Origin of the sequence: Pseudomonas sp. G2-4 (assembly GCF_030064125.1) — a bacterium.
Classification (GTDB): domain Bacteria; phylum Pseudomonadota; class Gammaproteobacteria; order Pseudomonadales; family Pseudomonadaceae; genus Aquipseudomonas.
On sequence record NZ_CP125957.1, the window covers coordinates 1,958,446 to 1,972,154 of the forward strand.

At 63.0% G+C, this 13,709-nt stretch carries 13 protein-coding genes; 10 read left to right on the plus strand and 3 right to left on the minus strand.

Features of this window, described 5'->3' with window-relative positions; all coding sequences use genetic code 11:
• The 3 genes from QNH97_RS08720 to QNH97_RS08730 all read right to left on the minus strand — a co-directional run bounded on the left by QNH97_RS08720 (position 1) and on the right by QNH97_RS08730 (position 3,459).
• Positions 1-1,212: a nitrate/nitrite transporter gene (locus tag QNH97_RS08720; RefSeq protein ID WP_283556462.1), complete on the minus strand. Its 1,212-nt coding sequence runs from the start codon at positions 1,210-1,212 to the stop codon at positions 1-3.
• A gap of 445 nt (positions 1,213-1,657) precedes the next feature.
• Positions 1,658-2,233: an ANTAR domain-containing response regulator gene (locus tag QNH97_RS08725; RefSeq protein ID WP_047737436.1), complete on the minus strand. Its 576-nt coding sequence runs from the start codon at positions 2,231-2,233 to the stop codon at positions 1,658-1,660.
• A 14-nt stretch (positions 2,234-2,247) separates the two neighbouring features.
• Positions 2,248-3,459 carry a CmpA/NrtA family ABC transporter substrate-binding protein gene (locus tag QNH97_RS08730; protein WP_283556463.1) on the minus strand — a complete coding sequence of 404 codons (1,212 nt, stop codon included), beginning with the start codon at positions 3,457-3,459 and terminating at the stop codon, positions 2,248-2,250.
• 239 nt (positions 3,460-3,698) lie between these two features.
• On the opposite strand from QNH97_RS08730, the gene QNH97_RS08735 reads away from it, so the two are divergent.
• Genes QNH97_RS08735 through QNH97_RS08780 form a run of 10 tightly spaced genes read left to right on the plus strand, consistent with a single transcriptional unit; the run spans position 3,699 to position 13,708 of the window.
• Positions 3,699-4,430, plus strand: coding sequence for a helix-turn-helix domain-containing protein (locus tag QNH97_RS08735; protein ID WP_283556464.1), 732 nt, complete (start codon positions 3,699-3,701; stop codon positions 4,428-4,430).
• Positions 4,431-4,434: 4 nt separating this feature from the next.
• A complete protein-coding gene (gene sctC, locus QNH97_RS08740) occupies positions 4,435-6,090 on the plus strand; it encodes a type III secretion system outer membrane ring subunit SctC (protein WP_283556465.1) in 1,656 nt (551 codons plus the stop codon).
• Positions 6,087-7,190 carry a type III secretion system gatekeeper subunit SctW gene (gene sctW / locus QNH97_RS08745; protein WP_283556466.1) on the plus strand — a complete coding sequence of 368 codons (1,104 nt, stop codon included), beginning with the start codon at positions 6,087-6,089 and terminating at the stop codon, positions 7,188-7,190. The genes sctC and sctW overlap by 4 nt, the downstream gene beginning before the upstream one ends.
• Positions 7,191-7,192: 2 nt before the next feature.
• On the plus strand, positions 7,193-9,244 hold the full coding sequence (locus tag QNH97_RS08750) for an EscV/YscV/HrcV family type III secretion system export apparatus protein (protein ID WP_283557447.1): 2,052 nt from the start codon (positions 7,193-7,195) through the stop codon (positions 9,242-9,244).
• A 37-nt stretch (positions 9,245-9,281) separates the two neighbouring features.
• Positions 9,282-10,568: a type III secretion system ATPase SctN gene (gene sctN / locus QNH97_RS08755; protein ID WP_283557448.1), complete on the plus strand. Its 1,287-nt coding sequence runs from the start codon at positions 9,282-9,284 to the stop codon at positions 10,566-10,568.
• The gene (locus QNH97_RS08760) at positions 10,552-11,007 is read left to right on the plus strand and encodes a SpaM family type III secretion system protein (protein ID WP_283556467.1); all 456 of its coding nucleotides are present in this window, start codon (positions 10,552-10,554) and stop codon (positions 11,005-11,007) included. The genes sctN and QNH97_RS08760 overlap by 17 nt, the downstream gene beginning before the upstream one ends.
• Entirely contained in the window at positions 11,004-11,873 is an 870-nt protein-coding gene (locus QNH97_RS08765; RefSeq protein WP_283556468.1) for a SpaN/EivJ family type III secretion system needle length determinant, read from the plus strand. Before QNH97_RS08760 ends, QNH97_RS08765 begins: the two co-directional genes overlap by 4 nt.
• A complete protein-coding gene (locus QNH97_RS08770; protein WP_283556469.1) occupies positions 11,870-12,793 on the plus strand; it encodes a FliM/FliN family flagellar motor switch protein in 924 nt (307 codons plus the stop codon). Before QNH97_RS08765 ends, QNH97_RS08770 begins: the two co-directional genes overlap by 4 nt.
• A complete protein-coding gene (locus QNH97_RS08775; RefSeq protein WP_283556470.1) occupies positions 12,786-13,445 on the plus strand; it encodes an EscR/YscR/HrcR family type III secretion system export apparatus protein in 660 nt (219 codons plus the stop codon). Before QNH97_RS08770 ends, QNH97_RS08775 begins: the two co-directional genes overlap by 8 nt.
• 8 nt (positions 13,446-13,453) lie before the next feature.
• Positions 13,454-13,708 carry an EscS/YscS/HrcS family type III secretion system export apparatus protein gene (locus tag QNH97_RS08780; protein ID WP_003183579.1) on the plus strand — a complete coding sequence of 85 codons (255 nt, stop codon included), beginning with the start codon at positions 13,454-13,456 and terminating at the stop codon, positions 13,706-13,708.
• The last annotated feature ends 1 nt before the right edge of the window (position 13,709 follow it).

Consider the following 13,709-nt stretch of genomic DNA (forward strand, 5'->3'; position numbering starts at 1 on the left):
TTATACCCGCGCCGCAGTGACGGCGGCCGAGCCCCAGGTGGTCCTCCAGCGACGCTTGACGCCGTACAGGCCGAACCAGGCCAGCACGCCGAGGCTGGCGAACAACCACAGCGCCAGTTGATAGCTGCCGGTGCTTTGCTTGATCGCACCCATGCCCGCGGCGAGGGCAAAGCCACCGATGCCGCCGGCCATGCCGATCAGCCCGGTCATCACGCCGATTTCGCGACGGAAGCGTTGGGGCACCAGTTGGAACACCGCGCCGTTGCCCGCACCCAAACCAAGCATGGTGCAAACGAACAGGGCCAGGGCCGCATAGGAGCTTGGCAGGTTGAAACCCACCGCCGCGATGCAGACCGCTGCGACGGTGTACATGCCCAGCAACGTGCGGATGCCGCCGAAACGATCCGCCAGGGCGCCGCCCAATGGCCGCATCAGGCTGCCACCGAAGACGCAGGCGGCGGTGTAGTAGCCGGCGGTCACCGGGCTCAGGCCATATTGGTCGTTGAAGTAGCCGGGCAGGGCGCTGGCCAGGCCGATGAAGCCGCCGAAGGTCACGCTGTAGAAGAACATGAACCACCAGCTGTCACGGTCGCCCAGGGCCTTGAGGTAGTCGGCCATGGATTTGGCTTTCGGCCGCTCGGGAGCGTTCTTGGCCAGCCAGGCGAAGAGCACCAGGGTCAGCACCAGCGGGATCAGGGCGAAGCCGAACACGTTGGTCCAGCCGAACGCCACCGCCATGACCGGTGCGATCAACGCGGCGAGCACGGTGCCCGAGTTACCGGCACCGGCAATGCCCATGGCCTTGCCTTGGTGCTGTGGCGGATACCACTGGGACGCCAGCGGAAGGGCCACGGCGAACGACGCGCCGGCCACGCCCAGGAACAGGCCCAGCAACAGGGCTTGCTCGTAGCTGTGGATGCCGAGTTTCCAGGCGCAGAACAGCGCACCGATCACAATTACCTGGCCCGCCATGCCGGCGGTTTTTGGCGAAATCCGATCGGCCAGCAGGCCCATGAACAAACGCAGCACGGCACCGGCCAGGATCGGCGTCGCCACCATCAGGCCGCGTTGCTGGGTGGTCAGGTGCAGGTCGGCGGAGATCTGTACCGCCAGTGGACCGAGCAGGTACCAGACCATGAAACTCAGGTCGAAGTAGAGGAAGGCCGCGAACAGAGTCGGGGTGTGGCCGGATTTCCAGAAGCTTGAATTCATCGCGCACCTCAGCTGTAAAAGTCTCGAGAAATGAGTCAGTGCTTTGAGCAGTGCGCCGCCTGTGGTCGCACCACCGGCCCCGAAGAGCCAAAACAAAAAAACGCCGCAACCCGGATTGCCAGAGAGGCAAGGAGGGTATGCGACGTCTTTGTCGTAGGTGGGGCAACCGCCGTTGGTTACCTGTGGGATTACTTAAGCGAGATCTGTGCCAACAGCGGGGATCGGTGTGAGGGCTATCGCGAGCAGGCTCGCTCCCACAATGGATCTTCAGGGGCCGCAGAACCTGTGGGAGCGAGCTTGCTCGCGATGACGGTGGGTCAGTCGATATTGATGTTGGACGTTAGATGGCTATCGCGAGCAGGCTCGCTCCCACAATGATCCGCAGTGGCCGCAGAGCCTGTGGGAGCCTGCTCGCGATGGAACCAGGCCAGGCGCTACAAGGCCTTCAGCCGAGCAACTCATTCATTGCGATGATCTGTTCCGCCACCTGGATCAGCTTCTGTTGGCGGCTCATGGCCTGGCGGCGCATCAGGGTGTAGGCCTGTTCTTCATTGCAGTCCTTCATCTTCATCAGCATGCCCTTGGCCAGTTCGATGCGCTTGCGCTCGGCCAGTTGCTGGTCACGGGCCAGGAGCTGGGCGCGCAGGGCCTGGTCGCTTTCGAAGCGGGCCATGGCCACGTCGAGGATCGGTTGCAGGCGTGCGGCGTGGATGCCTTCGACGATGTAGGCGCTGACGCCCGACTTGATCGCCTGGCGCATGACATCCGGGTCGTGCTCGTCGGTAAACATGACGATCGGTCGGGGCTGGTCGCGACTGACCAGCACCACTTGCTCCATGACATCGCGTCCGGGTGACTCGGTATCGATCAGGATCACGTCCGGACGCACCGTTTCGACGCGCGCCGGCAGGTCGATGGTCAATCCGGATTCATCGATGACTTCGAATCCGGCTTCAATCAGGGCGGCTTTGAGGCGACCGACTTTTTTCGCGGTGTCGTTGATCAGCAGGATACGCAGCATGGTCGAGGCTCCTGTCAGCGGCTGGCGAAAAGGGGAGCCGCATCGCTCAATGCGTGCAGTTTGAAGCTACGGGCATATTTGGCCGGGTCCGAACCGTCCCAGGTGGTGCCGTCGATCAACTGGCTGCTGCGCATGTCCTCGGGTGGTGACGCGATGTCCAGTGCTCCAGAGGCTTCACGGTACAGTTTGAGCTGCTGGACGTCCCGAGCCACGACCAGGTAATCCGGGTCTTCGCGCAACAGGCCCCAGCGGCGGAACTGGGTCATGAACCACATGCCGTCGGACAAATACGGCAGGTTTACCTCGCCATTGCCGTGGAAGCGCATGGCGTGGGGATCCTGCCAACTGTTGCCCAAGCCATCGGCGTAGATCCCCAGCAACCGGGGCTCAATGCAGTCCAGTGGTGCGTCGAGGTATTCAGGTGCGCTCAACAGTTGCGCGGTGCTGCGACGGTTTTCGCTGCTTTGTTCGATGAAGCGGCTGGCTTCGAGGATCGCCATCACCAGGGCCCGGGCGGTATTGGGGTACTGCTCGACGAATGCGCGGGTGCAGCCCAGGACTTTTTCCGGGTGATCGGGCCAGATGGTCTGGGTGGTCGCCAGGGTGAACCCCAGGTTCTGCTTCACTGCGCTGGCGCACCAAGGCTCGCCGACGCAAAAGCCGTCGATACGCCCGGCTTGCAGGTGCGCGATCATTTGTGGCGGTGGCACCACCACGCTGTCGACATCCGACAACGGATGGATGCCCTGGGCGGCGAGCCAGTAATAGAGCCACATGGCGTGGGTGCCGGTGGGGAAGGTCTGGGCGAAGGTCAGTTTCGGGCGAGTTTGGTGCACATGCTGTTCCAGTGCCTCAGGACTGGTCACGCCTTGGGCCTGCAAACCATGGGACAGGTTGATGCTCTGGCCATTCTGGTTCAGGCCCATCAGCACGGCCATGTCGGTCGGTGCGACACCGCCGATGCCCAAGTGCACGGCGTAGATCAAGCCGTACAGGCTGTGGGCGGCATCGATTTCACCGCTGACCAGCTTGTCCCGCAGGTTGGCCCAGGACGTCTGGCGCTTGAGGTTCAGGGTCAGGCCGTAGGGTTGGGCGAAGCCCTGGGTGGCGGCCACCACGACTGGGGCGCAGTCACTCAAGGCCATGAAGCCCAGGTTGATCGCGCTCTTTTCCGGGGCATCGCTGCCATTGACCCAAGCCAGGGGGTTGGCTGGAACTTCATTCATCGCGCATCACCTTCCACGTAAAAAAAGCGCCGTACCCAGCGCTGCCAGGGCAGGGCCGGATGACGACGCCGTTGTCCTTTAAATCAGTGTGGCACTCATCCGCCATTGGCATGGGCACCGATGAACGAAAAGGGTGCAAGGCATATGCCAGCGTGCTCCATCAGCTTCCCATCAAGATTCCCATCGCGGTGTCTTTCATCCTGTCGACCTTCCAACGCCACGTAGCAAAGGGGAACGGTGTGCAGGACCAATCATTTCGCTCCACGGCATTTCCTGAGCTGCGCGAGCGCGTGCTGCACCTGCGTGTTGGTCAAAGTCCAGTGCATCTGGAGGCCGCACGGTCGGGTCTCAGCTATTGCCTGCCGGCCGGTTGGGAAGGGCTGGTGGTACTGAGCGATTCACTGCGCTTCAGCGGTGGCGAGCGACACGTATTGCCGGTGTGTGAAGCGTCGCTGGTGAAGTTGCAAGCGTTTCTCGATATGAGCGATGCCTTCGCCGAGCAACAGGTCGACGTTGCACCGTGGGCGCTGTTGCCGGTGGCGGAGCAAGTCGTTCGATCCCAGGAACGGCTTGAGCGCTGGTACATCGGCCAGGCGATGAGCGGTGCCGGGATCTATCACGCTGTCGCCAACCTGCTGCGTCACCAGGAGAGTTACGGGCTCGTGCGGTTTCTGCTGGAACAAGGCACCCACAGCGAAAAACTCAACACGCTGGCCCAGCGCTACGGCGTGTCGGTTTCGCATTTTCGGCGGCTGTGCCAACAGGCCCTGGGTAGCGCGGCCAAACCGGTGCTGCGCGGCTGGCGCACGGCCCAGGCGCTGTTGAACATGAGCCTTCAGGACGGCTCGCTGACCGACGTGGCGCTGGAGTTCGGCTTTGCCTCTTCTTCGCATTTCTCCAAGGAAGTCCGCGAGCTGGTGGGCTTCGCGCCCAGCAGCCTGGCTGATATCACCTACCTGCCAGGCAAGTGAGCCGATGAGCCGCCGACTGTTATCCCTATCCCTGTTATCCGTCTGCTTAAGCAGCGTGTTGCTGCTCTGGCCCCTTGTCACGCGAGCCGATGTCTATACCTTCGAGGCCCGTGAACAGAGTGCCCGGACTTTTTTCAGTGAGTTGTCCGGATCACTGGGCAAACCCGTCATCGTCAGCAAGGCCGCAGCGGCCAAACGAATCGGCGGTACCTTCGATCTGCGCACGCCGCAACGGACTTTCGAGCGTGTCAGCGCGCAGATGGGCTTGATCTGGTACAGCGATGGCCAGGCGATTTACCTGTACGACGCCTCGGAAATCAAAAGCTCGATGATGTCGTTGCAGACCCTGACCGTGGCCAAGCTCCAGGCCTTCCTTGGGCGCTCGGGGCTGCACGATGCCCGCTATCCGCTACGTCACGACGGCCTGCGGACTTTCCATGTGTCGGGCCCGCCGATCTATGTCGATCTGGTGGTGCAAGCCGCCGGGTTGATGGACAACCAGCGCTCGGAGCTGCTGTTGGGCAAGCAGCAGATCGGTGTGATCCAGGTGCGAAACACCTTTGTCAGCGACCGCCACTATGAGCTGCGCGATGACAAAGTGACCATTCCAGGGCTGGCCACCGTGATCGAGGCCCTGTTACGTGGCGAAAAGCATGAGGTCGAGCCGTCGGTGGCGCAAGGCTCCGAGTCGCGAGTGCGAGGCGCGATGCCGCTGTTTCCGTTGGAGGGCCTGGCGGATACGCCCTCGAACCAAGACCCGACGGCACCGCGAATCATTGCGCGGGAGGTGGCCGCCGGCAACATTCGGGTGGTGGCCTACCCGGACACCAACAGCCTGTTGGTCAAGGGGCTGCCGGAGCAGGTGCGTTTCATCGAGAATCTGGTGAACGCCTTGGACACGCCGAAACGACACGTCGAGTTGTCGTTGTGGATCATCGATCTGCACAAGGATGAACTCAACCAGCTGGGCATCAACTGGCAAGGGGCGGTGAAGTCGGGGCCCACCTTCAGTGCATCCCTCAATGCCGGCTCGGCGACCACCCTCGATGGGGCCTCGTTCGTCACCCAGGTCATGGCCCTGGAGCGGACCCAGCGGGCCAATGTCGTCTCGCGCCCGGTGATCCTGACCCAAGAGAACGTGCCGGCGATCTTCGACAACAACCGCACCTTCTATGCCCCCTTGGTTGGGGAGCGCAGCGTCGATTTGCAGCACGTGACCTACGGCACCCTCGTGAACGTACTGCCGCGTTTCGCCCACGCGGACGAGATCGAGATGTCGCTCAATATCGAGGACGGCAACGAAGTCGAGAATCCGGGCCAGGGCGAGCGCCAGGGCGCGTTGCCGACGGTCGGTCGCACGCGCATCAGTACCGTGGCCCGAGTGCCCCAAGGCAAGAGTCTGTTGGTGGGCGGCTTCACCCGCGATGACCACGGCGAGCAGATCGGACGCGTCCCAGTGCTGGGTTCGATTCCATGGATCGGCCGGTTGTTCAGCTATCGCCAGGGTCGCACGGCCAACACGGTGCGCGTGTTCCTGATCCAGCCCAAGGAGATTCTCGAGGCCTTTGAACCGACCACGAGCGAGCCGGGCGGACAGTTGTTGCCCCCCCGGCAGCACGAGCGGGTGCGTCGAATGTACTTCCGGATGTCGGAGAAATGATGTTGCCCCCGGTCTCCATCGGTGGCCGGGCCGCCCAGGCGCGGCTGAATGCCGAGAAAGCCGCCGAACACCCGCAACCCCCCGTCGATGCCGAAGCGCCGGAGGACAGCGCAACGGTGGTGGTGGCGCAGCGCCTCGTGCAGATCAGCGACGAGCTCTCGGCGGCACTGACCCAGTTCCGTGGTCGACGGTTGTTCGAGCTCAAGTCCGATGCCATGACCGACACCTTCGAACGTGTGCTGGAAGACGATACCGTGCCCAAGGCACGGCAGGTGCTGAGCCTGGCGCGGTTGGCGGACAAGCCCGTCGCCTGGTTGCTGCAAATGGCGCGGAGCCTGTTCCCCGATGACAGCGACCTGGCGCTGGTGCTGCGAGCGTTATTGCGCCGCAGGAATCTGGAAACGCTCACCCGGCAGCGGCTCGAAACGCTCTTGCAGACGGTGGTTGCCCAAGGCGCCCCCAAGCGCATGAACGCCGGGATCAACGCGGCGCTCAAGGCTCGGATGTTCGGCAAGAGCCTGGCGGTGCGGGCCGGCCTGTTGCGCGAGACTTACCGGGATTTCCTCGAGTCCGAAGAAGGCCCGCTCAGTTGTTACCAGGACTGGATCGCCCTGTATGGCGCGGCGCAACGCAGCGGGGTGCTGGCCTTCATCGAAGCGGCGTTGCTCATCGACATCAGCGCCCAGGACCCCAGCTGTTCGCGCGCCGAGTTCGGCCAACTGCTTTGCAAAGTGACCGACCTCAAGCGCCTGCGCTCGGCCGACGCGCTGTTTATCGGCGCACTGCTCGGCGATGCCGTCATCTGCCGGCACAACCCTGATGAGTCCGACTGGCTGGTGTTCCTCTTCGGCGTGTTGACCTACCCCGATGACCTCGACCAGTTATTGCTCGGTGCGTTGGGCGAGCAGGTGCTGCTCAGTGCCCACCGGGAACGTTCGATGCTGTTGCAGACCCTGCGTCGGCTCAGCCTGCGATTGCCCTTGCCCCTGTTTGCCGATGAGGAGGCGCCACAGCGCCTGGCGATACAGTTCACGCGTTTGGCTGACGTCGCCTATGCCCACGAATGCATCGATCAGCGACGCTCGGGCGGTTGCCCATGACCTTGCTCAATGTATTTTTGCGCAACGTCGGCGCTCGCCCGGAGCTGCTGATCCTGACCTTGATGGTGATGATCATCGCCATGCTGATCATCCCCTTGCCCACGGTGCTGGTGGATTTTCTCATTGGCTTGAACATCGTCATCTCGCTGTTGGTGTTCATGGGCTCGTTCTACATCGAACGCATCCTCAGCTATTCGACGTTCCCGGCGTTGCTGCTGTTGACGACGTTGTTTCGCCTGGCGCTGTCGATCAGCACCAGCCGGCTGATTCTCAGCCAGGCCGATGCCGGCGAGATCATCGCTTCGTTTGGTGACTTTGTGATTGGCGAAAGCCTGGTGGTGGGCTTCGTGATTTTTTCCATCGTCACCATCGTCCAGTTCATCGTGATCACCAAAGGCTCGGAACGGGTCGCCGAAGTCGCGGCACGTTTCTCCCTTGATGGTATGCCGGGCAAGCAGATGAGCATCGACGGTGACCTCAAGGCCGGCGCAATCGATGCGGCCCAGGCCCGGGAAAAACGCAGCGTGCTGGAGCGTGAAAGCCAGTTGTACGGTTCTTTCGACGGGGCGATGAAATTCATCAAGGGCGATGCGATCGCCGGCATCATCATCATCTTCGTCAACTTCATCGGCGGCATGGCCATCGGCGTCGGGCAACTGGGCATGGACCTGTCCACGGCCCTGTCGACCTACACCCTGTTGACCATCGGCGATGGCCTGGTCGCCCAGATACCCGCGCTGCTGATCGCCATCGGCGCTGGCTTCATCGTCACCCGCGTCAACGGCGACGACGCCAACCTGGGGCGCAATATGCTCGCCCAGATGCTGGGCAACCCATTCGTGCTCGGTGTCACCGCGTTGCTGGCGGTGGGTGTGGGCCTGCTGCCGGGTTTTCCGCTGCTGACTTTCCTGTCGATTGCCAGCGTGCTGGGGCTGGTTGTGTTTGTGCGCCACCGGCGATCTTTGCGTCAGGCTGGCCCGGGCGAAAGCCGCGCCGAACCCACCGAGCAAGGCGCACTGCCGAGCGAATCGGGATTGCTTGATGACGTCGACAACGTTGCGACAGAAACCATTGCCCTGATGCTGTTGGTACCCAAGACGCAACTCGAAGCGCTGGAAAAAAATCGTTGGGCAGCGCGCTTTCGCAGCCAGTTTTTCGTCGATTACGGGTTACGCATTCCCGAACCACAGCTGCGAGCCAGCGAGGCGCTGCCGGCGCATCAAGTGGCGGTGCTGATCAACGAAGTGCGCGCCGAGCAGTTCGACATTCATTTCGACCACTGGCGTCTGCTGGACTATTCGCCCGAGCTGGAACCGTTGGGTTTTGCCTTGGTGCGCGGCACCGACAGCAATCGCCTGGGCGGCGTCTGGGTCACTGCCGCCGACCGCGAGCGGGTGCAGCAGTTGGGCTATCACCTGCGGCCCGCCGATGAAGAATGCTATCGCTGCCTGGTCACGCTGCTGGCGCGCAACATCCAGGAGTTTTTCGGCGTGCAGGAAACCAAGCAGTTGCTCGACGAAATGGAAACCCGCTACCCCGACCTGCTCAAGGAAGTCTATCGCCACGTGACGGTGCAGAAGATCGCCGAAGTGCTGCAGCGCCTGATTGGCGAGCGCATCTCCGTGCGTAACATGAAGCTGATCCTCGAATCCCTCGCCCATTGGGCCTCCCGGGAAAAGGACGTGCTGGCGTTGGTCGAGCACGTGCGCGGCGCCATGGCCCGCTACATCAGCAACAAGTTTGCCCAGGGCAACGACCTGCGCGTGCTGCTGTTGTCACCGGAGTTCGAAGACGTGGTGCGCCGAGGCATCCGGCAAACCTCCGGCGGCAGTTTCCTCAACCTGGAACCGGCCGAATCGGAAGAACTGATGGACCGCCTCAGTGTCGGCCTGGACGGCGTGCACATCGCCCACAAGGACATGGTGTTGCTGTGTTCGGTGGATGTGCGGCGCTACATCAAGAAACTGATCGAGGGACGCTTCCGGGAGCTGGACGTCATGTCGTTCGGCGAAATCTCCGAGAGCGTGTCCGTCAATGTCATCAAAACGCTGTGAGGAACCCCTGCCGATGGCTGTTGGAGATCCTGTGTCGATGAAATTCCGGCTGGAAAGGCAGGCCGCTCACCCCTTGCGTTTGAGCGGCCCATTGATCGAAGCCGCGCTGAGCGACGTGGTGGTCGGCGAAGTCTGTGAAGTGCGTCGGCACTGGCGCTCGCCCGAGGTGGTTGCTCGGGCGCAGGTGATCGGCTTCAAGCCCGGTGCTGTGTTGCTCAGCCTGCTGGGCGATGGCAAAGGCTTGTCCCGGGAGTCGATGATCGTGCCCACTGGCTCGACCTTGCAACTGACCTGCAGTGACGCCTTGCTCGGCAGTGTGGTCGATCCCCAGGGCACGATCGTCGAGCGCCTGGCGCCATCGACTGCGGTGGCGCAACGGGATTGTCCAGTGGATGCCGACCCGCCGTCCTACCAGCAGCGGCGCCCGGTGGCGGAACCGTTGCGCACCGGCATTCGTGTCATCGATGGCTTGCTGACCTGCGGCGTCGGCCAGCGCATCGGCATTTTCGCCGCCGCCGGATCCGGCAAGACCACCTTGATCAACATGCTGATCGAGCACACCGATGCGGAGGTCTTCGTGATCGGCCTGATTGGCGAGCGTGGGCGGGAAGTGACCGAGTTCATCGAGCATCTGCGCCAGTCGCCCAAGTGCGCCCGGTGCGTGGTGGTGTATGCCACTTCGGATTTTTCCTCGGTGGATCGCTGCAACTCGGCGCTGCAAGCCACCACCATCGCCGAGTACTTTCGCGACCAGGGGCGGCGCGTGGTGTTGTTGCTGGATTCGTTGACGCGCTACGCCCGTGCCCGTCGTGACCTGGCGTTGGCGGCCGGTGAAACTCCGGCGCGGCGCGGCTATCCGGCCTCGGTGTTCGATGCGTTGCCGCGCTTGCTGGAACGACCTGGGGTGACCGCGACCGGCAGCATCACCGCCTGGTACACGGTGCTGTTGGAAAGCGACGACGAGCCGGATCCGATCGCCGAGGAGATTCGTTCCATCCTCGATGGCCACGTCTACCTCAGCCGTGCCCTGGCGGCCAAGGGGCACTACCCGGCCATCGATGTCTTGCGCAGCGTCAGTCGGGTGGCGACGCAAGTCACCACGCCGCAGGTGCAGCAACTGGCCGCGTCGACCCGGGAAACCCTGGCCCGTCTTGAACAGTTGCAGGTCTTTCTCGACATGGGCGAGTACAGCCCGGGCGCGGACGCGGCCAACGACCACGCGATGCAACGTCGCGAAGCCCTCGACCGATGGCTGCGCCAGCCGACAGGCGAGTGTTGCGAGCCGGACGAAACCTTGCGGAGCCTGCATGAAATCCTTGCCTGACCAGCGACGCTTATTGGCCTTCAGCGAGTTCCGGCGGCAACGCGGCGAGCAGGCGCTGCGCCGCGTCCAGCGCCAATTGCAGCCGTTGCAGACAGAGCGCGACGGCTTCGAGGCGCAGGAAGCCGCGCTGCAAGGCCTGCTGGACAGCCATCGCGCCAATGACTGCGTGCTGGATCACGGGCAGCTGTTGGCGTTGTTGCGTACCCAGGCGGTGATCCGTCGGCGGATCGATCTGCTGCGTGTCGAGCGTGGGCGAGTGGATCAGCAGTGCCGGCAGGTCGAACAGCAGTTGCAGGAGCATCGCGAACAACTGCGTGGGCTGCTGCGCCAACACGACAAGTACGAGCGTTCCTTCCGGCAGCTGTTGCTAGAGCAACGGCTCGAGGCGGTCCGCCGGGAAGAACGGGAGTTGGAAGACATGATCCGGGTGCGTCGATGAAAGAGGTTTCTAGGGTTCCCTCTTTGCCGGTCCTGGTCCTGGACCCCGTCGACGAAGGCCCGCTGGATGAGCTGCTGGACCCGCTCGTCGCAGTGCAAGAGGATGAGCTGCCGCAAGGCGTGCTGGACCTGATGGCTTTGTTGGTTCGGCCTCATCGCGAGCCGATGGACAACGGCCGTGCGCTGGCCTGGCGCTCGATGAGCGTTGTTCAGGGAGGTGCGGAGGTTGAACACGATGGGGAGCGGTCGGGAGCCCAGGGAGCGGTGGAGGTTGAAGCCGTTCGCGCGCCACCCCGTGCCCGGGTCGCAATGACTTTTCCACACGCCGGCCCATTGCCCAGCCAGATGGCACGACATCCGTTGTCTCAACGCTTGGGGCCAGCGGGGGATCAATCAACGCTGCCGACCTATTCGGCATCGATTGAGCCGCCACGGCGTGAGCCGTTCCCCAGTGAGCAGTCGTCGGCATTGGGCAATGAACCGCTGCCCCAGGCGCCGTTGAGTCTCCAGGACACGAGCCATCCGCCGTCGGTTGTCACTGCATCCATCCTTTCATCGACGTTGCCACCCGCGCTCGATGTCATGGTTGAGACGTTGCCGGGTCCGAATCGAGGGTTCCTGCAAGTCCCCTTCAACCGAGGGGCGGCCAGCGGACAAGTGACGATCAGCCGAGTGTCCGAGGAGCCCACTCGACACCTGACGATCAGCCCCAGCAATGCCCTGGTGTTCGAGCAGCTCAAGGAACCTTTCGCGCTGGCCCGGGAGCCTGCCTGGCGGCTGGCCGACAGTGGTGGCGAGCAGCCGCGCCAGGGTTCGCAGCAGGGGCCGGACGAGGATGCGGACGAACAGGCTGAGCACCCGGCATGAGCGCATTGCAGCTACGTCGGGTCGACCCTTGGGGGCATGCCCACGCCCAGGCGGTTCAACGCTGGCGGCGCGCCGGTTGGGAGGCGGGTCTGGCCAAGGTGCCCGAGCGTGCCGACTATTTGAGCTTCTGCGCACAGGGTGATGGTGCTCCCTGGCGCGCGCTGATCCTGGCCCGTGACTGGTTGCATCACTCGCTCCCGGCCTTGCAATCGCTGCTGATGCAGCCGTGCCCGTTGCCCCGCATCGTCGAGCTGTTCCGGGCGGTGCCACGGCCTTTGTCACTGGAGGTGGACGAGTTGCGTTACAGCCATCTGTCGGACATCGAATCCATGGCCCCGGTGTGCCTGCCGACGGGCGAAGTGCCGTGGCTCGACACGCCCCGGGGACGCCTGTGGTTGACCCAACTGCCGCCCAGGACTGCCCTGCGCGGCCCCATGGCAAACGACTCATGGCTGAAGACGTTGCCATTGCGCCTGGAGCTGATCCTCGGCGTCAGTCACCTGAGCCTTGCCAGTCGAATACGGCTGGGGGAGGGCGACGTGCTGCGCATTACCAAGGCCATGCAACGCTGCGTTGTGGCGGACCAATGCCTCGGCGTTTTCACCTTTACCGAAGAGGGTTTACACATGCAACCGACCGTGACCGAGGCCAGTCCAGAGAGCCCGCCAGAACCTGCCGTGGAGATCGATCTGGGGGCGCTCCCGGTGCGCCTGGAGTTCCTGCTCGCCACCCATGACCTCGACCTGGCCGCGCTGTCGCGGATCATCGCCGGACAACTGATCCCGCTGACAGACGACGCCGCCCGGCACATCGAAGTGCGCGCCAACGGCAAGCCCGTGGCCCTGGGCGAACTGGTGCAGTTGGACGGACAACTGGGTGTCGAATTGCTGAAGGTCTATCGGGACGGCGACGATGAATGACGTCTCGCTGATCGCGCTGCTGGCGTTCGCTTCGCTGCTGCCGTTCCTGATGGCGGCGGGTACCTGCTACCTCAAGTTCTCCATCGTCTTCGTCATCGTGCGCAACGCCTTGGGCCTGCAACAAGTACCGTCGAACATGGCGCTCAACGCGATTGCCCTGATGCTCGCGGTGTTCGTCATGACGCCGGTCATGAAGCAGGGTCATGACTACTACAAGACCGAGGCGGTGGCCTTTACCGATATCGAATCGGTGGTGAATTTCGCCGAGAACGGCCTGGGCAGCTACAAGGATTACCTGCGCAAATACACCGACCCGGAGTTGGCGTTGTTCTTCGAGCGGGCCCAGGCGGTCCAGGATGAAACCGACGCCGATTGGCCGGCCGATGAAGCGCTGGCGCCTTCGCTGTTTTCGCTGCTGCCGGCCTACGCCTTGAGTGAAATCAAAAGCGCCTTCAAGATCGGTTTCTACCTGTACTTGCCCTTCGTCATTGTCGACCTGGTGATCTCCAGCATCTTGCTGGCGCTGGGCATGATGATGATGAGTCCGGTGATCATTTCCGTGCCGATCAAGCTGGTGCTGTTTGTCGCCCTGGATGGCTGGGCGCTGCTGTCCACCGGGCTGGTCAAGCAATACCTGACCTTGCTGGCGTAGGCGCACCCATGAACGATCTGGTCTACGCCGGCAACAAGACTCTGTACCTGATCTTGCTGATGGTGGCCTGGCCAATCATCGTCGCCACGGTGGTCGGCCTGGTGGTCGGCTTGATCCAGACCGTGACCCAGTTGCAAGAACAGACCCTGCCGTTTGGTTTCAAGCTGATGGCGGTCGCCGCGTGCCTGTTTTTGCTCTCGGGTTGGTACGGCGAAACCCTGCTGGATTTTAGCCGCGAAGTCATCCGCCTGGCGCTGAGTTAGG

Bases quoted from the DNA above. Each gene is read 5' to 3' on its own strand.
- sctN (WP_283557448.1), top strand. From the start codon at position 9,282: ATGAAATTCCGGCTGGAAAGGCAGGCCGCTCACCCCTTGCGTTTGAGC.
- QNH97_RS08725 (WP_047737436.1), bottom strand. From the start codon at position 2,233: ATGCTGCGTATCCTGCTGATCAACGACACCGCGAAAAAAGTCGGTCGC.
- QNH97_RS08760 (WP_283556467.1), top strand. From the start codon at position 10,552: ATGAAATCCTTGCCTGACCAGCGACGCTTATTGGCCTTCAGCGAGTTC.
- sctW (WP_283556466.1), top strand. From the start codon at position 6,087: ATGATGTTGCCCCCGGTCTCCATCGGTGGCCGGGCCGCCCAGGCGCGG.
- QNH97_RS08775 (WP_283556470.1), top strand. From the start codon at position 12,786: ATGAATGACGTCTCGCTGATCGCGCTGCTGGCGTTCGCTTCGCTGCTG.
- QNH97_RS08770 (WP_283556469.1), top strand. From the start codon at position 11,870: ATGAGCGCATTGCAGCTACGTCGGGTCGACCCTTGGGGGCATGCCCAC.
- QNH97_RS08730 (WP_283556463.1), bottom strand. From the start codon at position 3,459: ATGAATGAAGTTCCAGCCAACCCCCTGGCTTGGGTCAATGGCAGCGAT.
- sctC (WP_283556465.1), top strand. From the start codon at position 4,435: ATGAGCCGCCGACTGTTATCCCTATCCCTGTTATCCGTCTGCTTAAGC.
- QNH97_RS08780 (WP_003183579.1), top strand. From the start codon at position 13,454: ATGAACGATCTGGTCTACGCCGGCAACAAGACTCTGTACCTGATCTTG.
- QNH97_RS08720 (WP_283556462.1), bottom strand. From the start codon at position 1,212: ATGAATTCAAGCTTCTGGAAATCCGGCCACACCCCGACTCTGTTCGCG.
- QNH97_RS08765 (WP_283556468.1), top strand. From the start codon at position 11,004: ATGAAAGAGGTTTCTAGGGTTCCCTCTTTGCCGGTCCTGGTCCTGGAC.